Source organism: Ectobacillus funiculus, from assembly GCF_004138295.1.
GTDB classification, from domain to species: domain Bacteria; phylum Bacillota; class Bacilli; order Bacillales; family Bacillaceae_G; genus Ectobacillus; species Ectobacillus funiculus.
The window spans coordinates 72,767-99,384 of the sequence record NZ_SCFM01000016.1; the positions used below are offsets into that span (position 1 = coordinate 72,767).

The 26,618-nt window shown below is 40.5% G+C and carries 12 protein-coding genes and 1 pseudogene; 8 read left to right on the forward strand and 5 right to left on the reverse strand.

The annotated features are described in order from the left end of the window. Positions 1–331 precede the first annotated feature (331 nt). The 3 genes from EP737_RS12590 to EP737_RS12600 all read right to left on the reverse strand — a co-directional run bounded on the left by EP737_RS12590 (position 332) and on the right by EP737_RS12600 (position 2,601). A complete protein-coding gene (locus EP737_RS12590; protein ID WP_129728327.1) occupies positions 332–1,078 on the reverse strand; it encodes an amino acid ABC transporter ATP-binding protein in 747 nt (248 codons plus the stop codon). A 15-nt stretch (positions 1,079–1,093) separates the two neighbouring features. Beyond that, on the reverse strand, positions 1,094–1,753 hold the full coding sequence (locus EP737_RS12595; protein ID WP_129728328.1) for an amino acid ABC transporter permease: 660 nt from the start codon (positions 1,751–1,753) through the stop codon (positions 1,094–1,096). Between the two features lie 65 nt (positions 1,754–1,818). Further along, entirely contained in the window at positions 1,819–2,601 is a 783-nt protein-coding gene (locus EP737_RS12600) for an amino acid ABC transporter substrate-binding protein (protein WP_129728329.1), read from the reverse strand. A gap of 301 nt (positions 2,602–2,902) precedes the next feature. Between EP737_RS12600 and dacB the strand changes: the two genes are divergently transcribed. Both dacB and EP737_RS12610 read left to right on the forward strand, forming a co-directional pair. Beyond that, positions 2,903–4,357, forward strand: a complete 1,455-nt coding sequence (gene dacB / locus EP737_RS12605; protein ID WP_425455903.1) for a D-alanyl-D-alanine carboxypeptidase/D-alanyl-D-alanine endopeptidase — start codon at positions 2,903–2,905, stop codon at positions 4,355–4,357. A 185-nt stretch (positions 4,358–4,542) separates the two neighbouring features. Further along, positions 4,543–12,876, forward strand: coding sequence for a glycoside hydrolase family 94 protein (locus EP737_RS12610; protein WP_129728331.1), 8,334 nt, complete (start codon positions 4,543–4,545; stop codon positions 12,874–12,876). 357 nt (positions 12,877–13,233) lie between these two features. On the opposite strand, the pseudogene EP737_RS26265 reads toward EP737_RS12610, so the two are convergent. Both EP737_RS26265 and EP737_RS12615 read right to left on the reverse strand, forming a co-directional pair. Continuing rightward, positions 13,234–13,635, reverse strand: a pseudogene (locus EP737_RS26265) (hypothetical protein); the annotation flags it as partial. A gap of 17 nt (positions 13,636–13,652) precedes the next feature. After that, the gene (locus EP737_RS12615) at positions 13,653–14,693 is read right to left on the reverse strand and encodes a LacI family DNA-binding transcriptional regulator (RefSeq protein ID WP_129728332.1); all 1,041 of its coding nucleotides are present in this window, start codon (positions 14,691–14,693) and stop codon (positions 13,653–13,655) included. A gap of 690 nt (positions 14,694–15,383) precedes the next feature. On the opposite strand from EP737_RS12615, the gene EP737_RS12620 reads away from it, so the two are divergent. From EP737_RS12620 to EP737_RS12645, 6 genes are all read left to right on the forward strand, one after another. Further along, positions 15,384–19,190 (forward strand): GH32 C-terminal domain-containing protein, encoded by a 3,807-nt coding sequence (locus tag EP737_RS12620; RefSeq protein WP_129728333.1) that lies wholly within the window; start codon positions 15,384–15,386, stop codon positions 19,188–19,190. A 284-nt stretch (positions 19,191–19,474) separates the two neighbouring features. Next, positions 19,475–21,271, forward strand: coding sequence for a cache domain-containing sensor histidine kinase (locus EP737_RS12625; RefSeq protein WP_129728334.1), 1,797 nt, complete (start codon positions 19,475–19,477; stop codon positions 21,269–21,271). After that, a complete protein-coding gene (locus EP737_RS12630; protein ID WP_246040243.1) occupies positions 21,246–22,844 on the forward strand; it encodes a response regulator transcription factor in 1,599 nt (532 codons plus the stop codon). The genes EP737_RS12625 and EP737_RS12630 overlap by 26 nt, the downstream gene beginning before the upstream one ends. 31 nt (positions 22,845–22,875) lie before the next feature. Then, the gene (locus tag EP737_RS12635; RefSeq protein ID WP_129728335.1) at positions 22,876–24,210 is read left to right on the forward strand and encodes an ABC transporter substrate-binding protein; all 1,335 of its coding nucleotides are present in this window, start codon (positions 22,876–22,878) and stop codon (positions 24,208–24,210) included. A gap of 598 nt (positions 24,211–24,808) precedes the next feature. After that, positions 24,809–25,714, forward strand: coding sequence for an ABC transporter permease (locus EP737_RS12640; protein WP_246040248.1), 906 nt, complete (start codon positions 24,809–24,811; stop codon positions 25,712–25,714). 17 nt (positions 25,715–25,731) lie between these two features. Beyond that, on the forward strand, positions 25,732–26,613 hold the full coding sequence (locus EP737_RS12645) for a carbohydrate ABC transporter permease (protein WP_129728337.1): 882 nt from the start codon (positions 25,732–25,734) through the stop codon (positions 26,611–26,613). The last annotated feature ends 5 nt before the right edge of the window (positions 26,614–26,618 follow it).

Here is a 26,618-nt window from a genome sequence, read left to right on the forward strand (position 1 = left end):
GTACCAAGTACCTAGTGGATATGTTTTCCAAAAATTATATTTGCATCAGAACCCTATTTAATCCCCTTTGAATAGAATGTACTGTTCATACAATTCTTAACTGCATGAGAGAGGGGGTACTTTGCACTCCAGCCTTTTATATGTTTCCTTGCACTCTAGCCTTTTATATGTTTCCTTGCACTTTAAGCGAAAAAGGGCAGATTTCACGAACGGGTGAAATCTGCCTGAAAATGTAGAAAAACCGATTTGGGTTACATATTGAATCTAGTTGAGGTATAAATCTATGAAGCAATCTTTGTGCTTGCTTGCTTGTCCCAAAACGCGGCAGCAATTATTTCAAACTGCGGTTTAGGAACGTTTTTGTCCGGTCAAATTGCGGTTTCATAAACAGCTGTTCAGGGGACCCAGATTCGACAACTTCTCCATTGTCCATGAACATGACCTTATTTGCAACTTCCTTGGCAAAGCCCATCTCATGGGTTACGACAATCATTGTCATTTGCTCTTGCGCAAGATCCTTCATTACTTGTAATACTTCACCAGTTAATTCTGGATCCAAGGCTGAGGTAGGCTCATCAAACAACAAGATTTCCGGGTTCATCATCAGCGCCCTTGCAATGGCAACCCTTTGTTTTTGGCCACCAGACAGGTTCGCAGGATAAGCTGCTGCCCGGTTAGTGAGACCGATTTTTTCCAGCAGCTCTTGGCTTCGCTGTTGAATCTCAGCCGAAGTTTCCTTTTTTAGCATTTTCGGAGCAAGCTCCAAGTTTTCTTTGACAGTCAGATGAGGAAAGAGGTTAAAATGCTGAAACACCATTCCCATTTTTCCTGTGATTTGTTTAATCTCATGAGGCTTTGCGTATACGCCATCTTTCACCAAATGATTGCCGGACAAACAAATGCTGCCGCCGTCAATTTCTTCAAGGTGGATCAGACTGCGAAGCATCGTGCTTTTGCCAGAACCAGAGGGACCGATGACTGCTACTACATCGTTTTTATTTACATCAAAGGTAATTTGTTTTAATACATCAAGCTTACCGTACGACTTTTTTAAATTGGATACCTCAATGATCGCCATATTCATCACTCCTTCTTATTCAAATTTGAACCGGTTCTCAAGCCATTTAAAGAACAACGTTAATACGAGGGTCATGAACAAATAAATAAGACCGGCAAGGAAAAATGGCATAATAGTAAAGTCGCGGTTAACAGCCGTTTGGGCAAAGTGCAGCAATTCAGGTACAGCAACCGCATAAAGCAACGCCGTATCCTTAACGAGTGTGACAGATTCATTTGCTACAGCTGGCAGGGCAATGCGGAACATTTGCGGCAGGATAATCTTTATCATCGTCTGCCATTTGTTTAAGCCGAGAACCTGAGATGCCTCATATTGACCTTTATCAATAGCCAGGAGACCGCCACGAAAGATTTCTGCAAAGTAGGCTGCATAGTTTAAAATAAAACCAATACAGGCAGCGACAAAACGATCCAGTACCAAATATTCGCCAACTACAGGCAGCATCGGCAGCCCGAAACAGATAAATAACAGCTGGAGCAAGAGCGGGGTTCCGCGCAGCAGATAAACATAGCCCTGAGCAAACAGGGAAAGAGGTTTAAATTGGCTCTTTATAGCGAGTGTTAATAAGAACCCTAGCGGAATTGACACTACAATGGCAATCAAAAATAAGAGGATTGTCATTTGTGCCCCTTCCAAAAGGGGTGCAAGAATTGAAGTAACATAATCAAAAGACATAAAGAGATTCCTCCAAAAACAAAACAGGGTTTCCAAAGGAAACCTGTTTTGTCTTATATTCATTATTACTTTAATACTTTATCTTCACCAAACCACTTTTTCGAAATTTCAGCGGCCGTGCCGTCTTCATTTAGCTTATCAAGCGCTGTTTGAAGTTGTTTCAATAATTCTTCATTTCCTTTTTTGACACCTATTCCATACTCTTCTGGAGCAAGAGACTCATCTAGCACCTTAAATGTGCTTTTTTCTTTCGTCATATAGTAATCAATCACAATTTCATCAATAATGACTGCATCCAAACGCCCGCTTTTTAAGTCGTTTAAGGCAGAAACATTATCGGCAAATTCTGTTACCGTCTTGATTTTAGATTTGATTGGATCAGCATTCAAGGCATCCGATGCTGAAGAAAGTGATTGAAGGCCTACAACCTTTCCTTCTAAGTCAGCTAATTTAGTAATTTTGGAGTCAGCTAACGTAACAACAACCTGAGCATTCTTTAAATAAGGTTTTGTGAACAGAACTTTCTTTTTACGTGCATCTGTAATGGTATACCCGTTCCAAATAAGATCAATTCGGCCGCTGCTTAGCTCAGCTTCTTTTGTTTGCCAATCAATCGGTTGAAATTTGACTTCTTTTCCCATCTTTTCCGCAGCTGCTTTCGCATAGTCAATGTCAAACCCAACAATTTCATTATTTTCATCTCGGAATCCCATCGGTGCAAATTTATCATCGATTCCGATTACCAGCGTATTGTTCGTTTTCTCAGCTGTTTCCGGTGATTTAGAGCACCCGGCGATAACTGTGAATACCGCTGCTATTACTAAGATAATAGTTGCTAACTGTTTCATGTTTGTACAATACCACCTTTAATTGAACGTTATTTTGCTTTAATGCATTAATATATCAGTAAACTATAACAGTTTAACACTATAATACTATAAATTCAATATGAAGTAGATTGTATATGCCTCCTTGCTTAGCAAGGGATGGAGGAGGAAGAGCAAGTGCAATCCAAACGAGTCTATCAGAAAACAACACTCTTGATTGGGTTCGTATCTATCCAGCACGTTTCCAGTGGTGTAATAGAATCGAGTGAACAGGAAAAGATATGTACTAAAAACAATTTGGAAGTGGAAACAGTTGAACATTATACGAAAAAGCGGCATACATATCTTGGTATTTTCAATTTTGGCGGCCTTTTTACCGCCTTCCTCCCATTCATATGCAAATGAATCAGATCAAAGTTTGCAAGCAGAGATCAATCAAATCTTAGAGGAAGAACCACTTTTAAAAGGAGGGCTTGCGGGAATAAGCATTCGATCGGCAAATACTGGGGAAATCTTATATGAGCATAATGGAGATATCCGGATGAGGCCTGCTTCAAATATGAAGCTCCTTACCTCAGCAGTAGCCTTATCAGTCTTAGGTGAAGAGCATCAATTTAAGACTGAAGTCAGAATAGAAGGAAAGAGAAAGGGAAATATCCTAAAGGGAAATCTGTATGTAAAAGGTTTTGGCGATCCAACACTTTTAAGAGAAGATCTCAATCAAATGGCTAAACATATTGCCAATTCTGGAATCAGTATCATCGAAGGAGACCTCATAGGAGACGATAGCTGGTTCGACGATGTTCGTTTATCTCCTGATTTAATCTGGAGTGATGAGTACGCCTATTATGGATCTCAAATTTCGGCACTTACAGTTTCTCCAAATAAAGATTTTGATTCTGGTACGATCCTTGTCGAGGTATCTCCAGGTTTGGAAGTAGGGGATCCCGCACAAATTCAGCTCTCACACAAAACAAATGATATACATATCATCAATCAAGCAGTGACCATATCTTCTGATGGAGAAACGGAGCTTACAATTGATCGAAAACACGGTTCAAATACCATAATCGTTAAGGGCTTTCTGCCTATCGGAGCAAAAATTGAAAAAGAATGGATAGCAGTTTGGGAACCGACTCAATTTGCCCTTGATCTCTTTAAGCAAGAATTAGCAAAACAAGGGATCAAACTTTTGGGAACTGCTAAGGTTGGAGAGACACCTAAGGATGCTTATATCCTTACAAGTCATCTATCTATTCCCTTGTCTGAACTTCTCATACCTTTTATGAAGCTTAGCAATAACGGACATGCGGAAATTTTAGTTAAGGAAATGGGGAAAATAAGGAAAGGAGAAGGCAGCTGGGAAAAAGGGCTAGCAGTGTTAAATGAGCAGCTGCCCAAGCTAGGTGTAAATCCAAATGCATTAGTGATCAGAGACGGTTCAGGCGTTTCTCATGTTAACTTAATTCCCGCTAATGAAATTTCGAACCTTCTGTTTCATGTTCAAAAGGAAAAATGGTTTCCCTCTTTCTTAAAATCCTTGCCTGTCGCTGGTAATAGCGACAGGATGATAGGAGGAGGCTTGAGAAAACGAATGGAATCTCTAAACGTAAAAGCAAAAACAGGAACCCTTACAACTGTTACTTCCTTATCTGGTTATGTGGAAACGAAAAAAGAAGAAACACTGATATTTTCCATTTTATTAAATAACCTGCTTGATGAAGAAAAAGGAAAAGAAATCGAGGATAAAATAGTAGAAATCATCGCAAATCATTAAATATATGCAAGAGAGCTGTAGATAAACATTCAGCTCTTTTTTTATTAAAAAACAGGCGAGAATCCCCCTTTCTCATCATCGAATACAAATTAACATATAGAATCATTCCGTATATTTTCCAGCCACAATGGGTAGTTTTATCAATATGACACGTTGTTAGAAAACCTATTTTGGGGGAAATATAAATGATTTTTAATAAAGAGCAGCTAAGAGAAGAAGCACATAAAGCGGCATTAAAGCACGATCCTTTCATAAGTCGAAAGCTTTCTGCACGCTTTATACGGTCTAACGAATCCGACTTAGAGAAGTTACGCAGCTTTGTTAACGACTTAAGAGATAATCGTTCCTCCTGTTCACAGCCTGCTGAGGAATGGTTATTAGATAATGCTGAGTTTTTGGAAGAGCAAGTACTTGTAGTAAACCAAAATTTAACGAAAAGTTTTGTTAATTCTTTACCCCACCTCAAAAAAACGGGGGATTCCAGGGTTTTTTCTATTTGTACAGATTATCTCCAATTTAACGACGGGCATTTGGATATGGATTCATTTATTTCCTATCTTCAGTCCTATCAGGAAGTTTCCGTACTGACAATTGCTGAGGTTTGGGCGATACCGCTTATTATGAGGGTGGCTTTGATTCGTCGTCTGGCCGACATCATGGATACAGTCAAGGAAAGACGCGATGTTTGTTTGTTGGCTGAAGAGCTGCTTTCCGGTATCAAGGTATCGGAGATCACTCCCGAAAAAATGAAGCAAGTATTAGAAGAAGCTGGACAAGAAATGCCTCTTTCCGGTCCAATGATTGTCCATTTAGTGAAACATCTGCGCGAGCGAGCGGATTATACAGCGACAGTTGGGGAATGGCTCATTTGTAAATTGGAGAATGGACCCGAGAGCCTTGATCACATATTGTCATATGAATTTCAGCTCCAAGCAGCTTTTCAAGTGACAACAGGAAATCTAATTACAAGTATGCGTAAGCTCTCTCGCTGGGATTGGAAGGAAACCTTTGAGCAAATTAGCATGGTTGAACAGTCGCTGCGGAAAGAGCGAACAGGCTTTTATACGCAATTGGACTTCTCGAGTCGTGATACTCTCCGAAAGAGGGTCGAGCAGCTAGCGAGACGCTTAAACCTACCCGAAAACCTTGTGGCAGCAAAGGCAGTGGAGCTCGCGGATACATATGGAGAGAATCCATCTGTGGAGCAAGCAAGAGCAGAGGGAAATAGCGAGGAAAGAAATCAGCCAATGTTTGTTGCATATTACTTATTAGAACCCAATGGCATTATGCAATTGAGACAAGCGCTAAAGATATGCGGCAAACCCCGGGCTCTTCCAGAAACAGGGTTAATGCGCCGTGCTACGGGGACGTATTTTAATATGCTGGCAGCTTATTTCGTTATTGTCTTATTTGGCCTTTCAATTTGGATAGGCTGGGGTGAATTTTTTTCATCGTTGCAATGGCTAGCGATCCTAGTAGTTCTCTTGTTCCCTGCGATGGAGTGGGCGGTTACTGCAGCTCATTGGTTCATTGAACGAGTCAAAAGTCCAATCCCATTATTGCGATGTGATTTTTCAAAAGGGATTCCCGCTGATGCGAAAACGATGGTTGTGATTCCAGTTATCTGGTCATCCATAGCTGAAGTGAAGGAGTTAGCGGAACGGCTTGAATTGCATTATTTGGCGAATCGAGACGCCAATCTCCATTTTGGATTATTGGGTGACTTCAAGGATGCGGGGACAGAGTCTCTCGAACAGGATGAATTTATTTTAACAGCAGCAAAACAAGAAATTAAGAGATTGCGGAATACCTATCCCAACACAAACTTTCATCTCTTTCAGCGAAAGCGGCAATGGAACCCGTCTGAGGGTATATGGATGGGATGGGAGCGAAAGAGGGGAAAGCTCGTAGAATTTGTGGAGCTGCTAAAAGGGAGAAAGGATACCAGCTTTGCTTTTATCGAAGCAGATTTGACTTTACTTAAGGATGTCCGTTATATCGTTACTCTCGATTCTGATACGCAGCTGCCACTTGAAAGTGCTCAACGAATGATTGGGACACTGTATTTACCATATAATCAGCCGATTCTAAATGAAGCGAAGACTCGAGTAGTAGAAGGATATGGTGTGCTTCAACCAAGAATTAGTATGAGTCATGAGGCCTCGATGAAATCGCGTTTTGCCCGTCTTTGGTCAACAGATTCAGGGGTTGACCCATATGCATTTGCTGTTTCTGACCCGTATCAGGATGGGCTTGGTCAAGGGATTTTTACCGGAAAAGGAATATTCGATGTTGATACGTTTTATCAAGTCATATGTGAACGGGTTCCAGATAACCTGGTGTTAAGTCATGATTTGCTTGAAGGCGGATTCCTGCGTGCAGGTCTACTATCAGATATCGAATTAATTGATCATCATCCGGCGAAGTTCATTGCCTTTCAAAAGCGGCAGCATCGCTGGGTAAGAGGAGATTGGCAACTTTTACTTTGGTTGCTGCCAAGATTAAATAACCGAAGGGGTGAACTGGCACCAGTTGATTTGTCTGTGCTGACTCGTTGGCAAATTATTGATAATATGCGGCGGAGTCTATTGTCTACGACACAGTTTATCACCCTTCTTTTAGCAGTTACAGTCCTTCCAGGTTCACCTTTTCGCTGGATAGCTTTGGTGGCTGCAACTTGGTTCCTGCCAGTTCTTCGCCAGCTTTTCACCGTTAAGCCCGGTTTAATGAATCTGCGCGGTATTTTGAACACGGCGGGTCAAGTTTTGTTTGGGATTGTCACCCTGCCGTTTCAAGCTGTCCTTTTGCTCGATGCAATTGGCAGAACGTTGTATCGTTTAATATTTTCAAAAAAACGATTGCTCGAATGGGTTACATCAGATGAGGAGAATCGCAATAGTGAAAAGAATGGTGCTCCTATCCTCCAAGGCATGTTGGGAGGCTATGGGCTTTGTATTCTGTTTTTGGCGGCAATATTATTTAATGACTCTATAGTGGTTCGAATCATTGGGTTTACACTAATTGTGATGTGGGTAAGCGCTCCATTTGTGATTAAGTGGTTAAACGAGCCTTTTCCACAGGATCATATTACTTTTTCAGATGATGAGAGGGAAGAACTAACGAACTTGGCTCAGGAAATATGGGCTTTTTATGAAGATTACGTTACTGAAAAAGAGAACTGGCTGCCGCCTGACAATGTGCAGATGGCACCGCCAAACGGGGTGGCCCATCGCACCTCTCCTACCAACATTGGCTTGTATCTTACTTGCGCTTTAGCAGCAAGAGATTTTGCGTTTATTGATACCCCAGGGTTAATTTTACGGCTGGAGCGTACATTAGAGACGCTTGAGCGGATGGAAAAATGGGAAGGGCATTTATACAACTGGTATGACACAGAGACACTGAATCCGTTATTACCAAGGTATGTATCAACAGTTGATTCAGGAAACTTAGTTGGCTGTCTTATTACCGTAAAAGAAGGGTTGGCAGAGTGGCTTGAACCCTACAATAAAAAGAAACATCCGACTGACTACTCTCATAATGATGAAATGCTGAAAATTGCTTTTTCTGAAGAAATCGCACCGGATGTCTCGGGAAGACCGAATGGCAAGAAGGCAAGCGTTAATTGGCAGGAGAGGGGTCACCTGTTGCTTGAACGTATCGAAAAATTGATTCAAGAAACTAATTTCCGGCCTCTATTTGATTATAAAGCCAATCTATTTACTTTAGGGTATCATGCTGATCGAAACACCCGAGATGAAGTGCTTTATGATTTAATGGCCTCTGAGGCAAGAATTGCAAGCTTTGTCGCGATTGCACTTGGTCAAGTGTCAGTCTCCCACTGGCATGTACTTGGAAGAACGATGACCAAAGTTGGGAAACACCCCGTCCTCTTATCCTGGACTGGGACGATGTTTGAATATTTAATGCCATGGCTGTTAATGAGGACGTACCGTAATACATTATGGGAAAAAACATACGCAGCGGCTGTTGATCGCCAAATTGAATATGCACACCAGCGAGGAGTCCCGTTCGGGATCTCTGAATCGGGCTACTATGCGTTTGATTATCAAATGAATTATCAATATCGGGCCTTCGGTGTTCCGGGCCTCGGATTCAAACGGGGACTTGAGCAGGACTTGGTCATCGCGCCTTACGCCACAATCATGGCGCTGCCTTTTGCAAAGACTCAGGCTTTAACTGCTTTAAAAAAAATGGAGGAGTTAAATGGCCGAGGAAAATATGGATTTTATGAAGCAATGGATTTTACACAAGAACGGCTGCCGAATGGGAAGCGCCATGAGGTAATTCAAAGTTTTATGGCCCATCACCAAGGAATGAGCTTACTAACTCTGGCGAACCTATTACAGCCAAAAACAATGGTGAAGAGATTTCATCGCAATAAACAAATACGTTCAGCGGAATTGCTCTTACAAGAAAGAATTCCGAAAAACCCTAAGTATATTAAGCATCCAGCTTTGGGGCGTGTACACGAGCCTTATCCGAGAAACGCTCAGGATGTTGCAACAGTAAGGGAATATATTTCGCCTGACACAAGGGTTCCTGAGGTCAACGTTCTTTCAAATGGTTCGTTCACAACAGTCGTAACAAATACCGGCAGTGGTTTTAACCAGTACAAAGGTTTATTAGTCTCTAGATGGCGTGAAGACCCAGTAATGGATCCGTGGGGGAGCTATGTCTATATTAGGGATGTCTCCCAAGATAAGCTATGGTCGCCATCTTACCAACCATGTAAACTGGAAGCTTCGGAACAACGTGTAGAATTTGAGCTAGACCGTGCAACGTTTATGCGTGTTGATGGGGATATTAAGACTAATATGGAGATTTGCGTTTCGTCAGAATGGAATGCGGAGCTGCGCAGAATCACTTTGACAAATAGCGGTGAACAATCAAAAGTTCTGGAGGTTACAACTTTTGTTGAGCCAGCTTTGTCAAACCCAATAGCAGATGTTGCTCATACTGCCTTTAGCAAGCTGTTTATACGGACTGCTTTCGATGCTGAATCAGGCTGCCTTGTAGCTGGCCGAAGACCTCGCGAAGCGAAGGACCAGGCACTTTGGTCAGCCCATTCACTTATGGTTGACGGTAATACTCTTGGGACGATTGAATTTGAAACAGACCGCTCCAGCTTCATTGGTCGGGGCTATCAACTATCAGAGCCCAAAGGAATCCGGACTCGCCTTCGTGGCAAGGTTGGCTCTGTGGCCGACCCAGCCTTTGTGATGAGACGGCGCATCTGCATTGAACCAGGTAAACAAATTCGATTGGTTGCCGTTACCTCAGTTAGTGAGACAAGGGAAGATGCGATCGAAATTGTGCGCAAGTTTACTCCTGATCAAGCAGTTGAACGGGCGTTTCAATTATCATGGAATCGAGCACAGATCGAAATTCGCAATCTGCATTTAACGAATCGAGAGGCAACTGATTTTCAAAGGCTGGCAGGACAAATTTTATATACATCCCCGCTGAAGAAGGATCGGATGAACAATATTTTAAGCAATACAAAAGGCCAGTCTGGACTCTGGGGCTTTGGGGTATCTGGTGATCGACCGGTCGCCCTCCTGCGAGTTGAAGACCGCAGCCAAATGCCGTTCGTTGTAAAAATGTTAGCGGGTCATGAATACATCCGGCGGCTTGGTCTTTTATTCGACCTCGTTCTCCTTAACGAATCGGAGGAAGGCTATCACCAACACTTGCAAGAGGCACTTCAGCAGGCGGCAGAGCATGGCGTTGATCGTTTTGGAGCAGGTTTGTCCGGTGTATATGTCGTTGCCTCTAATCAATTGGGTGAGCAGGATAAAGCATTGTTACGGGCAGTAGCTCGGATCGAACTCCGTGCAGGCGGAGCCAGTTTAGCAACGCAAATGCGATTGCCTAAGGTTGGCACGGAAAATGAGCTACAAAAGGTTGAAACAACGAGTGAATTGCCAAAGCAACTTATTCCGCTTCCCTCAGCTACGGATAAGACTTTTTCTTCCGGACAAGCAATCCAAGAAGAAACGAAAGAATGGTTATTTTTTAATGGCTGGGGCGGATTTTCTCCTGATGGAAAAGAGTACCGGATCATGATAAAAAATGGAAATCATTTACCGGCACCGTGGATTAATGTCCTTGCCAATCCTAATTTTGGCTGCCTCATTTCCGAGATGGGAACGGGTTATACATGGTGGCGAAACAGCCGTGAATGCAAGCTAACACCTTGGTCGAATGATCCCGTTCTGGATCCACCGACGGAAACAGGCTATTTAAGGGATGAGGCAAGTGGTGCGGTGTGGTCCTTCACACCATCCACAGTCCATTCAAAGGATCCATATAAGGTAACGCATGGTAAAGGATTTACAAAGTTTGACCACGAAAGAAACGGCATTAAACATGAAATGCTTGTATTCGTGCCATTAAAAGATCCTGTAAAAATCATCCGGCTGACGCTGCAGAACAAGACCTCAGAGCAAAGGCAAATTTCTTTGACCTATTATGCCGAGTGGGTTTTAGGAGTACAGCGCCAAGCAAATGCACCATTTATTGTGACCGAATGGATTGAGTCTGAGCGGCTTATGATAGCCAAGAACATGTATCAAGAAATTTTCCGGGATGCGACTGCATTTTTGGGGATTTATCCACAACAAGATACAGATACAGGTTCCGAGGCTGCTTCGGAGCAAGCAAGTGGTTCTGTTTCTGCTTCCGATCATTCTTACAATCTAACGTGGACGGCAGACCGCGAGGAATTTATCGGACGAAATGGCAGTATGGAATATCCAGCGGCAATGGGGCGTGTTGGCTTGTCGTGTCGGACAGGCACGCATTACGAATCTTGTGGTGCGGTTCAGACTAAGCTCACCCTACAGCCAGGTGAGGAACAGGTTGTCTATATTTTATTGGGCTGTGACGATTCTAAAGAGAACGTCTTACAGTTAGCTAAGAAATACAGTCAACCTTCAGCTTGTGAGCAAGCGATGGAGGAGGTTTCTGCTTTTTGGGACCGTCATTTAGGCCAAATTCAAGTGTCAACGCCGTCGAAGGAAACGGACTTTTTGTTAAACGGGTGGTTATTATATCAATCGCTCGCTTGTCGAATATGGGCAAGAACTGCTTTTTATCAAGCTGGAGGAGCATTTGGCTTTCGCGATCAATTGCAAGATTCACTTGCGCTCTTGCATACAATGCCGGAAAAAACAAGGTCACAAATCATCCTCCACGCATCCCATCAATATGTAGAGGGCGATGTGCAACATTGGTGGCATGAAGAAACAGAACGTGGAATTCGAACGACATTTTCAGATGATTTATTATGGATGCCATATGTGGTGTCACGTTATATCGAGCATACTGGTGATCGAACGGTTTTGGACGAAGTAGCACCATTTCTAACGAGTGAACCGCTTACTGAGGATGAACATGAACGCTATGAACCGACCGTACGCTCTTCTGAAACGGGCACGGTATATGAGCACTGCCTAAGAGCAATTGATCGGTCTTTAAGCCGGATTGGGGAGCATGGATTGCCATTAATCGGAGTGGGAGATTGGAATGATGGCATGAATCAGGTTGGTGTGAAAGGACGAGGCGAAAGCGTCTGGCTTGGCTGGTTTATTTGTGACGTATTGAACCGTTTCACTGAAATTTGCGGTCAGCGCGGCGATGTTGAACGTGTGAAAGCATTTAAGGAAATGTACCAGCAGTTAGCCGAATCTCTTAACGAGCACGGTTGGGATGGTCAGTGGTACCGACGTGCTTTTACCGATGCAGGACAATGGCTCGGCTCAGTTGAAAATGAGGAGTGCCGAATTGACGCTATTGCTCAATCATGGTCAGTTATCTCAGGAGCAGCACCAAGGGACCGTGCTATACAAGCAATGAATTCGTTCGATCGGGAGCTGGTGGAACAGGATCTGGCTATTATTAAGCTATTGACCCCAGCTTTCGATCGGACCGAGCCAAGCCCTGGGTACATTCAAGGCTACCCGCCAGGAATTAGGGAGAACGGTGCCCAGTATACTCATGGAGTTATTTGGGGCATCATTGCTTCGTGTCAGCTTGGCAACGGTGATAAAGCAATGGAGATGTTTACAATGCTTAATCCGATAACTCATACCCGTACCGACCAAGAAGTAAAAAGGTATGTGGGTGAACCTTATGCGATTGCCGCTGATGTGTATACGGCAGAACCAAATCACGGACATGCAGGGTGGACGTGGTATACGGGGGCATCAGGATGGTTCTATCAGGCTGGAATTGAGTGGATACTTGGGATTCGGCGACGAGAAACTCGTCTTTATCTTGATCCGCGTATACCAAGCGAGTGGCCAGGTTTTTCGGTGACTTACCGATTTGGTGGTACGCATTATAGAATTACTGTTATGAATAATTCTGGTGGTGAAAGTGGATTAACTGTTGATGGTGTGCAAGTTCCGATTTCGGAAAAAGACACTTCTGCAGGACCATATGTGGAATTGCTGGATGATGGGCACGATCATCATGTGGAATTAAGAATGTAGAAATGATTAATCAAAGCTAAGGAGAGTTGATTTCCTTAGCTTTTTTTCATTTGAATAGCACTTTTAGTTAAGGAATTGACCGCAAATTAATAGCCATCAGAGAGTAAATGACCTCTCCTTTGAATAGGTGGTAGCGTTTTCCTACTTTTATTGGTAACTCCAATGATTGGCAGTCGATTTATTTACTACTGTACACAGCAAACGGTAAAGGGACATTTACACTTATCAGTTGTTCGTGACATTGATCTAACCAACTTACCTCTATGCAGTGCTTTAAAGGTGAACATCGCTCACTTATAGACATTAATTATGAAGGTGAACCCGAGATGGAGGAGAGCTATCATAAATGAATTAATTTTAAGGGAAAATAAAAACAGCAAGAGGAAACTTTAAGGGAAAGGAGTTTACATTTAGTTTCGCAATCCGCTTGAGGTTCACCGCGAAAATGACCATGGCCCCCTGTAATTCCATGCCAAGGAGGCCGAGAAGGATGCAACATTATACCTGTGCTGGTGTTTTAGCTCACTGTTCTGGGACGCTTCCTAATCTGCCTGTTCCGTACTTTTGATGGATACAGAATACGTTTTGCTTTTGGCTCCCTTTTTGTAACACCCTTCTTGAAACGGACATGTCTGGCACTTCTTCACATCAAAGGAATACCTAAGGGTCGAGTTCTTTCCGTTTCCCGTCTTTCCATTACGCGTTTCTTTCTGGTTGCCAGATGCTGGCCTTACACACAAACATACCAGCATCTTTATTCTATACAATTGCTTGTATTATCGGCTTATTAAGGGTGTTGAATCCCGAATGATTGGCTCTGTGAACATATGAGAAACCTGGTGGGGTTGATCCGGATTATTAATTCTAGATAGCAGCATTTCTGCTGCTTTAATCCCCATCTCATAACTATAAATATGGACACTTGTTAAAGGTGGCTCTACAATACCTGCTTCTGGTCCATTATCAAAGCCACAGATGGCCACATCTTTAGGGATAGAGAGGTTCATGTTTTTCAGTGCCTTCATCATGTTTACCGCTATAAAATCATTGACACAGACAAAAGCAGAAGGGAGGGTTGTAATTTTCTGCAGGCGATCTTCTATCCAGTCAGGCCTAAAGAAGAGAGAATCATCTCCCACTATACATTGTGAAAGTTCCAGAGGGATTCCGGCCTCTATTAAAGCACGATTAAAGCCGAGCCATCTCTCGTTAAAACTAAGACAATGACTATAATCTCCAATGAATCCAAAACTTGAGTATCCGTTTTCAATTAGTTTTTTGGTAAGTTGATAGGTGCTGTGCTGATTCTCCATTAAGAGCAAATCGGCTTTGAATTTAGGATAACAAATGTTTGCGGCACAATCTACAAAGATTGTAGGGATACCAAGACTCATAACGAGATTACTATAGTTTAAATCAAATAATTCAATACAGATAATACCGTCAACATTCGCCGCGTCGAAATTATTAGGTAAGGTTAAAGACTTTTGGTCAATATCTCTTACAATATGAAAGGACAGATTGTATCCTTGAGAACTAATTTGCTTTTCAAGCCCACTTATCAATCTTGAACCAAAATGAGATGTGTTAGGCAAATTTGCTGTTAATAATGCGATATTCCCTGAATTCTTGGAGAGTAGCGTACTGCTATCCATAAGAGCAAATTGTTTATATTTTAACTCAATTGCTTTTTTTATGACCTTGTTTCGTGTTTCTTCAGGGATATTGTTGCTTCCGTTTAAAGCTTTGGAAGCCGTATTTCTGGAAATCCCAAGCGCATCGGCGATATCTTGAATAGTTATTTTTTCCTTCGCCATGTATCTAAGTTCACCCTTGCTTTTTATAGTCTTTAATTAAGTAAAGATTTCAATAAGCATAATCTTATTTTGTTATATCAAATGTATATTAGATCGTGAAAAATGGCAACTGGAGTTTTACAAATAGACAATTTAGTTTACAAATGTAAAATAAAAAGAGTCGAAACGCCCCTTTGTTTGATGGTGTGTTAATAAGTTTTCTGTGTTTCTTCAGGAGTTTTCTTTAGATTATTTGTTATTGAAAATCTAAAAAACATTTAGTGTATAAAAAATATAATGATAGGATGATCATTTTGTTGAATTTTATATTTACAAATGTAAAATACTAATTTTACAAAAATCATTGACGTAATTTCATAGCTTTGATAAATTGTAATTGCAGCAAGTAAGGGGGAAATGAAAGCCCTTTATTTCCCTTGCTGTGGATGGATATAGCAATCACATCGAAGAGCTGAATATATTGTGGCTTCTTGTCTCGTACAGCGGGCTGAATTGCGGGATCATACATAATCAATGATAAAGCGCTGGGCCAGCAAATCAGGAGCCTACGCCCCAAGAACAAGAATAAATGCACAAATATTGACAAGATTGATGAAGTGAGATCAGAGAAAATTCTATGATCTTCCTCTATCAAGGAGTTTTGCTGATGCCATTTTTGGGATAAACCTATTATGGAAGAGAGGGTAGAGGATGAAATCAACTTGGACAAAATGGACTTCTGTATTTGTGCCAACCGTACTTATCATTGCCTCCGTGGGAACGCTTCTTGTTCATCCTGTGACAGGCAGGGCACTTGAATCGAATGAACCAGTAAGTAAAGAAACGAGGGAGGGATCGACCATTTTTGAAAGCGTATCCAAAGCAGCTACTAATCTAACAGATTGGCAAATCAAAGGGAAAGGAACGCTAGAGGACACAGAACAGGGACTTTTGCTTACTTCAGAACCGAAAGAGAATGTTATGGCTATATCAAGTGTTATATCTGAAAATTTTATTTATGAAGCAGATGTAAAAGTAATAGACAAGAATGCTGATGCCACGTTAGTATTCCGTTCTAGTGAAGATGGCTGGGACTCATACATGCTGCAAATCGTTCCAAATGCAGGAATCATTCGTCTTCGTGACGCTCGTGATGACAAGAAATTAAAAGAGGAACGCCAAGTGACGCTACAAGAGGGCGGAATCTATCATCTAAAGGTGAAGGTGATAGGAGATAATATTAAAGTTTATTGGGGGAATAAGTATACTCCAATTATTGATATTAATGATACTACATATAAGAAGGGATTTCTTGGCCTTAATGTGTGGAATGGAGCAGCATTGTTTCAAAATGTAAAAGTGAGCGAACTTTCAACAAACCTAGGTTCATCCCTATATAAAGAAGGGAACTGGGAACCATCTATTAAAGGTCTGAAGGGAAGTGCTGTTGATGGTGTGAAAGCCAAACAAATCTACAATACTAGTACAAGTGACTTTGTGCTTGAAGGTAATGTTTTGTTCGATCAAAATTCATCAGAAGCAGCACTTGCATTTCGTACGAATGAACAAGGAACAGCTGGTTACCAGGCCGCACTTATTAAAGAAGGAAGCACTGTCAAAGCACAATTGAAGAAAGCTGACGGTACGGTTCTCCAAACATCCGACCGCACCTATAAAAATCAAGAGGGTACCAAACACCACCTTGAAGTGATAACAAACGGCAATCAAATCGAGCTTTATGTTGATGGATATTCTGAGGCAGCTGTAAAGGTTACGGATATCAGTTATGAAACTGGATTTGCTGGGTTTACTGTAACATCGGGTTCTGCTTACTTCCAGGATATTTATCTTGTCCCAACATCCAGCTATTACAAAGAAAAGTATAGACCAGATTTTCATTATACTCCAGCCCGTGGCTCTGTAAGTGATCCGAATGGGCTAGTCTACTACGAAGGCGAGTATCATTTATTCCATCAAGATGGCGGGACTTGGGCTCATGCAGTAAGTAAAGATATGGTGAATTGGAAACGCCTCCCCATTGCTTTGCCATGGAATGAGCACGGGCATGTTTGGTCCGGTTCTGCTGTAGCTGATCTGAATAATACATCCGGTTTATTCACTAATTCTGGTGGTAAAGGTCTTATTGCGTACTATACTTCCTTTAATCCAGATGAACCTAATGGTAATCAGCGTATTGGTCTTGCTTACAGTTCTGATCAGGGACGAACTTGGGAGTATTCAACGGAGCATCCAATTGTCATTGAAAATCCAGGCAAGAATGGAGAAGATCCAGGGGGCTGGGACTTCCGTGATCCTAAGGTAGTACGAGATGATGCAAACAATCGATGGGTCATGGTTGTATCTGGAGGAGATCACATTCGCTTCTTTACTTCCACTAACCTAATTGATTGGAAGCTTACTGATAATTTTGGTTATGGAAATTATGTTCGCGGCGGTGTATGGGAATGCCCTGACCTCTTCGAACTTCAGGTAGACGGGACAGAGGAGAAAAAATGGGTCCTAATGATAAGCACAGGGGCAAATCCGAAGACACAAGGATCCGATGCGGAGTATTTTATAGGGCATTTGACAGCTGATGGCAAATTCATCAATGATAATGCAGCAGGTAAAGTGTTAAAAACGGATTACGGAAAAGAGTTCTACGCCTCAATGTCCTTCTCTAATATGCCGGATAACCGCCGTGTGATGATGGCATGGATGACCAACTGGGATTATCCATTCGCTTTCCCGACTACAGGCTGGAAGGGAGAACTGACCATTCCAAGGGAAGTAAGATTGGTGAAAACGGACGAAGGGATAAGACTTGCACAAGTTCCAATTAAAGAACTACAGGCGATTCGCAGTACCATTTTCCAAACGCAGAACAAAATAGTAAATCCGGATAATGCTTCAAACTTGTTGAAAGGAATCTCTTCAGGAGCCTTTGAAATAGAAGCTGAGGTTGAAATTCCTTCTACTAGCACAATAACCGAATTTGGTTTTCAAGTTCGTGAAAGTACTGATCAAAAAACAGTCGTTGGATACAAAACAGCAGATCAGCAAATATTTGTTGACCGTGCTAGGTCAGGAGAAACTGATTTCTCCAGCCTTTTTACCACTCTACATGAAGCTCCATTAAAACCGGATAATAAACGTATTAAAATGAATATATTTGTAGATGATTCGGCCATTGAAATATTTGCGAATGATGGAAAAGTTGTTTTTTCTGATGTTATTTTTCCTGATCCTTCAAGCCGTAGCATGAACTTCTACACCAAGGGAGGCGATGTGAATATTGTCTCATTGAAAGTACATTCCCTTGCAAACACTTGGAATCAAAATGCGGATGAGGATACCAGAATTGTAATGGATACAAATCAAAGAGAGATGAGTATTGGCGATGCTCTAACATTGTTTGCTTCCGCGGGGAACGGAAAAGGAAAGGGAACTCAGCCAATTATATGGAAATCTAGCAATTCGGATGTGGTGAAGGTTGATTCCTCTACTAACTCCAAGGCGGTACTTAAAGCTGGAAGTAAAGGAGAAGCGATAATTACAGCCTCTACACCAAATGGAAAGACCTCAGCAAATGTCGTTGTAAGAGTGTACGAAGGTGAATTCTATACTAATCTGACTGGATGGAAATCAGATCTCTCTGCCTCCAAATGGACAATTACTGAAAACGGAATTCGTGGTACGTATACAAGTGATGCAAACTATATTGCAAAGAAAACTGCAGGAGACTTTACTTATGAAGCGGATATGATACTGGGACAAGCAGGAGGAGCAGGTTCCATTTTGTTCCGGGCAAGTGAAGATGGAAGAAGCGGCTATTATTTCAACCTTGATCCGAATATGAAGGCTTTCCGTCTTTTCTATAAGATTGACGGTGGCTTTGAGGAACGTATGGTAATTGGGAAAGTTCCTGCTTTTATTCAGCCTGGAAAGGTATATAAGGTGAAAATTGAAGCGAAAGGTCCTCACATCCAGATTTATGTGGATGGTCAGAAAATCATGGATTTACGGGATGGAACCTTTGCAGAAGGCCATTTTGGTTTAAATGTATTTGGAGGTCAAGCTTCCTATCAGAATGTCAATGTCAGCAATGTATCAGAAGCCAACTTAGTCGTAACAAGCTTCACGAACGTAGCAACAGGCAAAGCAATTTATACTGCTAATTCTCAGAACGGTGAGCCTGTGACTGCGGCTGATGCAGATAAAGCTACAAGCTGGATTTTAATTCCAACAGGCGATGAGTATGGTTCCTATTCCATACGTACAGAGGGCGGCAAAGCGCTTGATTTGGATACAGGGCAAAATAAAATTCAACTGTATAACTATCTTGGTTATAATAATCAGCGCTGGATTATTACCAAAAATGATAATGGAACTGTAAGAATCACTTCTGTTCATAATGGCAAGCCACTCGAAATATCAGGAGAGGGAATTTTGGCACTTAATGATGGGAATCCCGATCTAGAACGCCAGCAATGGATACTTTCGTCTGATATACAATAACAAAGGAAATGAGAAAAAATATCGTTTGTTAAAAAGCACGTATTGGTTCCTACTAACCAATGGGGCATTTTTAAAAAGATAAGAATGTATAGAATCCTAGTCTACCACGGTCAGTTTGACTGTGGTATTCTTATTTGACTCAGCGCTGGAAATAATTAATACTGAAAAATTCCGTAGTAAGTTAGGAAGGTGTATGTTTCAATTAATATAATGATTTGAAAATGTAATCATCTCTTTTTTGATTATATCATGTAGGGAGTTTCTTATTGTTTGGGGGGAGGTACATGTTTTTTTCTTTACGAAATCGTTTAATGCTTATATTCACCTTGCTGTTAACGATTCCATTTATTATTTTATCAATCATTATCCCAAATTGGTTTACATCTATTATGAAAGAGCAGGTTCAGGATTCAACTGTAGAAATGATGGATCAGTACTCACTTTATATTAATTCAGTAACGACACAAGCAGAAGAGTTTGGAAAACAGGTTCTTGTGAATCAAACAACGCAAGATTGGATGAAGCTAGAAAAGGATTCTGCTGGTTCGCTTAAGGAACAGAGTTTGTTAACGAAAAACCAACTCAAAAAGCAGTTGTCCTCCATCACAATTAATAATTCAAATGGAATTTCCATCTCCGTCGTTCTTAATGATGGGACAGGCATTTGGGGGAATAATCCTTCTCTGCAGAATACGCGGTGGTTTAAAGATTTTTCAGAGCATGATCAGCGATGGGTAAAAGCACATATAGATCCATTTCAGCCATTTCAAGGTATGCAAAATAGCTACCTTCTTCCGTTGTTTGATATGTATACATTTGAAAGGTATGGAGTGATTAAAGTGAATGTTCCCACATCCTTGCTCCAAAATGCGTTAAATAAAATTACTCTTGGAAAAAATGGTCGTGTTTATTTGTTGGACAAGCAGGGGACAAATGTATTACTTGGTCAAGTAAAGACTCCTAAGGATGTATTACAAAAAAGCTTGGCAGAAATAACGAATGGTAAGAGGGAAAAAGGTTTAATAGAAACTGCTTATAAAGGAGAGCAGTATCTCGTTTTTTTTCAAAAGTTAAGAGTGGGTGATTGGATTTTAATTAGTGAAGTAACGAAGTCTGAATTGTTTTCAAAAATTGAGCAGTTGCAACGAAATTTGTTGCTCATAAGCGCTATTATTTTTATTTTAACAATCATAGCTTCCTTTATGCTTTCTTCCAATATCGTAAGCCCTCTTGGCAAGCTTACAAAGGCCATGAGATTTGTTGAACGTGGTGAATTTGCTGGAGCCAAACGCTTTATGCCTACTATTAAATCTGATAATCATGAGGTTGGGTATGTTATAAAAATGTTTAGTCAGACAATTGATCGATTAAAGCATTTGATAGAAACGGAATATGAGGCAAATATTCGCAGAAAAGATGCAGAATACAAAGCGTTATTATTACAAATCAATCCCCATTTTTTGAATAATACTCTTGAGATTATTGGAGGATTGGCTGCCCAGGGAAAAAGTAAGGACGTAATGAATGTGAGTGTTTATTTAGGCCGGATGATGAGATATTCATTGAATACCCAAAGTGATGTAGTGAACTTGGGAGAAGAAATCAATTATATCCGAAATTTCACTAATATATTAAAGCTGCGTTATGAGGATACAATTTCTATCGTGATTGAAGAGGATGCTGAAACGAAAGAACTTCCGATCATTAAATTTATTCTACAGCCGCTCGTGGAAAACGCAGTTAAATATGGTTTTGTAGGAAATAAAGAGGTTGAAATAAAAATCAAAACGGAGAAGGCTGGAAATCAAATATTTATTTCAGTAGAAGATAATGGTGTAGGAATGTCTGAAGAAGTGATCGCAAACTTATTGAACCAAGAAAAGAATAATGAAACAAGAAATGTATTAGAGAGCAGAGGAAGCAGTATTGGGCTTAAAAATGTAATTGGGAGACTGCAGCTTTACTATGGCCGAAATTTTTCGTATGGAATTGAATCTGAAAAGAATATGGGAACAAGGATTACATTCCGCATAAACTTGCATAGGGGTGATAGCCATGATGAAAGTCATAATAACGGATGATGAGATTCAAATTCGTAAGGGCTTACGAATGAAGGTGGATTGGGAGGAAGAGGGCTTTCAAATTGTTGCAGAGGCTTCTGATGGTCAAGAGGCACTCGAATTGCTTCGAAGCATGGATGTTGATGTGGTCATTACAGATATGCGAATGCCTATTATGAATGGTATTGAATTAGCTAAACATTGTCATGAACAATTTCCAAAAGTAAAAGTAATTGTTTTATCGGGATACTCTGATTTTGAATATGTGCGAGGTTCTATGAAGGAAGGGGTTAAAGACTATTTATTAAAGCCTGTTGCCCCTGATGAATTAGTAGAGGTGTTGAGAAAAATCCGTGCAGAAGTTGAGGATGAAAAGAGAAAGCAGGCTGAATCAACTCGGCTGCATCAGCTTGTTCACACACAGCTGCAACAAGTACAAGAGCAATATTTACTGCATTTAGTCAAAGGGGAGTGGCTGCAGCTTAATATAGTGATTGATAGATTGCATCAGCTGCAGCTAGAAAATCTTGCAACCGAAAATGCTGCAGTCCAGTTTGTAACAGTGGAAATTAGGAAGCGTGACGGGGGTTCAAATAGATTAAAGGAACTCTGGCTCCCTTTTCAGATGTTATGCAAAGAAATAGCGAAAGAGCATACAGGAACATATTCGTTTTACGACCCAAGCTATGCATTTGTCGTTCATTTTTTATATCTTGTAGATTCTAGGAGTCTGGATAGTGTTTCTAGTTTAGTCGAGAAGATTCAACAAAACGTAAAAACCTTTCTGAATCTAGAAACGGCAATAGGAATTGGGAATGCTGTGACAGGTCTTGCAGAGCTTAAAAATGGCTATATTTCAAGCTTACTTTCCTGGAGTCAAAGTCAATTGGGCTCAAAATCACAGGTGATCGATGCGACGGTCATGAAGGAAGAACTATTTAAGTTTTCACCTGATTTAGAGAAAAGGTTAACAAATGCGATTGAGAATGTGAATTTTGAGGCTTTTAAACAGAATATTCACAATGCGCTAGGAAACACCGAAGACCAATCCATTTTGTCCTTTTCATTTGTTGCTAATCGAGTACTATTTTTATTAGGCTCACTGGCTAGAAAATATGATGCTGAAACAAAAGACATTCAGAACACGATGTGGAGTTGTCAGCAGAGCATTTGGGGGCTCAATTCTCAATGTAAAGTCATAGAGCAGCTCATCCAATTAGCACAGTCCATTATTGAAAAGGTGCGTCTGACCCGTTTTTCGAATGGAAAATTAATCATTGATAATGTTCGACATTACTTGGATCAGCATTATGCAAGTGAAATCTCTCTTACTTCGTTATCTGAATTATTTCATATCAATAGTGCGTACTTATCAGAGACTTTTAAAAATTATGTTGGACAAAATTTTAGCGATTATCTTGTTAATTTGCGAATGGATAAAGCTCAGCAATTTCTGAAAGATAAAGAACTTAAAATCATTGATGTAGCAAACTTAGTGGGGTTTTCCAACTCCGGCTACTTTAGTACGGTATTTAAAAAACATTTTGGTCAAACACCTGTTGAATTCCGTAATTCCATAAATACAGCTGAATGATGAAATGAAACTTGGAAAGAAGGGAATGTAGATGAAAAAATCGTTAATAATAAGTGTTTTTGCCCTTATCTTATTTTGTAGCGCTGGGTATGCATTGTCGTTTTTTAATACATTCTCTAGCCACCCAAAAGATGCAGATGATGAAACGAGTGTTTCAAACAAGGTGCAATTGACCTTCTGGCGAAATTACGGAAACCCGGCAGAAAATAAAGCATATGAAGACATAGTTTCTGCTTTTGAAGCGCTGCATCCTAACATCATGATTGACATGAAGCTCATACCCTATGGTGACTACGAATTAAAGTTGCGAACTGAATCTGCTGCTGGAACTCCCCCTGATATTATGGCTATAGATAGTCCTAACTTGGCTCTTTATGCAAATGCAGGAGCACTATTGTCTTTAGACCAGTACATGAAAAAGGAAGGGAATATTGAGGATATTCCTGAATCTACGCTAAGAGGAATGAGATTTCATGAAGAAATTTACCTTGCTCCTCTTGTTGAATCCAGTGTTGCTCTATTTTACAACAAGCATCTTTTCAGAGAGGCCGGAGTTCCTTTTCCATCGGAGGATCCAAATAAACCTCTGACATGGGACGAGGTATTGGAAATTGCCAAAAGAATAAATAATCCAGATAAGGGAGTCTATGGGATTGACCCAGCACAAGGGTTTGGCGAAGGGGAAACTGCCGCTTATTTTAAAATGCCGCTCCTTTGGCAGTTCGGCGCAAGTGTTTTAAGCCCTGATGGAACCACTGCCAGTGGATATTTAGATTCAAAAGAAGCGTTAGAGGCATTACAATTTTATCAAGATTTATATCATAGGGATGGAGTTGCGGCAATTGAATTACCTCCCCGAACCTTTGAAACGGGCAAACTTGCTATGACTGTACTTGGCTCTTGGGGATTAACAGATTTGGTAAATAATAATCCGAATTTTAAGCTAGGAGAGGACTTTGGAATTGCTCCTTTGCCAAAGGCTAAATATCAGGTTGTTCCAAACGGAGGATGGTCACTCGGAATCTCATCCAAGTCTCAATACCCAAAGGAAGCTTGGGAGTTTGTCAAATATGCTACAAGCTATGAAGGAATAAAAACATATGTAAAGGAAACTGGGGATATTCCTGTAAGATACTCTGTAGCAAAAGATTTTCCTGAATTTAATGAATACCCTAAAAATATATTTTGGCAACAAACACAAAAGTTTGCACGGAACCGCCCGGTTACTCCCGCTTATCCTGTTGTAAGCGATGCAATCAAGACATTATTTGAGGAAGTCGGAATCGGTAGAAAAGATGTAGCAGCTTCAGCGAAGGAAGCAGTAGAAAAAATTAATATAGGTCTAAAAGAAATTCAGAAACCGTAACATAGGTAACCCTCTAGTTAAGCAACTAGGGGGTTTTTTGTATTTTTTGGAAAATGATAACTGTTTAAGTTGGGGCAAATTTGAGATGGAGGGAAACTTTAAGAATAAGGTATAAGTGCAGCTTGGCGATTGCTATCCAAGTTGTCTTGATGGGATGCATTTTATGTTTCAAGGTGTATCCCTTGCTGATTCAGCGAGGGTGGAGTGTAGGAATATTGGATTTTGGTTTTTTTTGCAACCGATTTCAAATGCCGAAAATTTTAAATATCCTTAACCAAAGATATTAAAATCTTCCTTCTAATCATTTTGTTATACTCAAAACATGTTAAGCAACACCAACGAAAGGGGGCAACAACAACGAGAGAGGGAAAAGCATTCATGGGAAAATGTAACCGATTTCTAGGAAGATGTTCCTCGGTTCTTTTTTCATAAAAGGCACACACCCTATAACATGATTTTCCCATTCTCAATGTGTGGATGCCGAAAATCTTTTGTTTAAGTTATTAGATAGGAGGTTAAGCGATTGCAAAAATTATTAAATGTTAATGAAAAGGAAGTCGTACAACAGGCCGAAACTCAAAAGAAAACAGGATCGAAAATAAGGAGTCAAATTGATTATATAAAGAAGAATTATTTTCTTTATCTACTCATTGCACCAGCTGTTATTCTTACTATCATCTTTAAATATGTACCGATGTACGGGGCAATTATTGCTTTTAAAGATTTTAGTCCGATGAAAGGTATTGCAGGCAGTGATTGGGTTGGGCTCAAGCATTTCAAGGACTTTCTTACTTCACCAAACTTCGTTCCGATTTTGATGAATACCATCAAACTTAGCTTGTTTGGTCTCATACTTGGTTTTCCGGTACCAATTATATTGGCACTCATGCTGAATCAATTACGAAGAGCAGCTATTAAAAAGAATATTCAACTCGTGTTATATGCACCAAATTTTATATCTGTGGTAGTTATTGTTGGGATGACATTCATTTTCTTATCACCAAACGGTCCAATTAATCACATTGTTACCTCTATAACAGGAGAACCAATCATGTTCATGTCAGACCCAGGATATTTCCGAACAGTCTATATTTTATCTGGAATTTGGCAAGCAGCAGGTTGGTCATCCATTATTTACGTAGCTGCATTAGCAAATGTTGATCCGGAATTACACAACGCAGCTACGATTGATGGAGCAAATCTTCTGCAAAGAATCATCCATATCGACCTGCCGACGCTGAAACCATTAATGGCTATTACTCTTATTTTAGGTGCAGGCGGTATTATGGCGATCGGTTTTGAAAAAGCATATTTGATGCAAACAGCAATGAATTTACCAACATCTGAAATTATACCCACCTATGTATATAAGCAGGGTTTACAGGCAGGGGATTACGCTTATTCATCAGCCATTGGTTTATTCGATTCAGTGATTAACGTTATCTTACTCGTTGTGGTGAATGTGGTCGTGAAGAAATTGAATGAAGGAGAAGGCTTATATTAACGTAAAGGAGTCTTGATATGAAAATAAAGCACTCTCGTGTAGATCGAATGATATTGGGTGTTAATAATATCTTTCTATGCTTAGCGGTTTTAATTGTGTTAGTTCCCTTGGTCTATATAGTAATTGCATCATTTATGAATCCGACAGTGTTATTAAATAAAGGTATATCCTTTAATGTTTCAGATTGGAGTCTCAAAGGTTATAAGATCATTTTATCAAATCCTGCGATGGTACGAGGCTTTATGAATTCCATTCTGTATTCGGTAGGATTTGCTGTTATAACTGTTATGGTTTCCATTTCTGCTGCCTATCCTTTATCAGTTAAGGGTTTCGTTGGAAAAAATGTCTTTATGACAATGTTTGTAATTACGATGTTCTTTAGCGGCGGTTTAATTCCAACATACTTGGTAGTAAAAAACCTAGGAATGCTAAATACTGTATGGGCAATTTTACTGCCTGGTGCTATAAATGTTTGGAACATTATTTTAGCTAGAACCTTCTTTAAGGGAATTCCAAATGAATTGTATGAAGCAGCCAGAGTGGATGGTGCCTCAGATTTGCTAATCTTTTTTAAATTAGTGTTACCGCTTTCGAAACCGATCATCTTCGTTTTAGCATTGTACGCATTTGTCGGTCAATGGAACTCTTATTTTGATGCAATGATTTATCTCGAAGATCCAAGTTTGCATCCACTACAACTCGTTTTAAGATCGATATTAATTCAAAACCAAGCAAGTCCGGGGATGATTAGCGATCAACTGGCAATGGCCGAACTGAAAAAGCTTTCGGAAATGATTAAATACTCATCTATTGTAATTTCTAGTTTACCGCTAATTGTAATGTATCCGTTTTTCCAAAAGTACTTTGAAAAAGGTGTTATGGTTGGTTCTTTGAAGTAATGAAC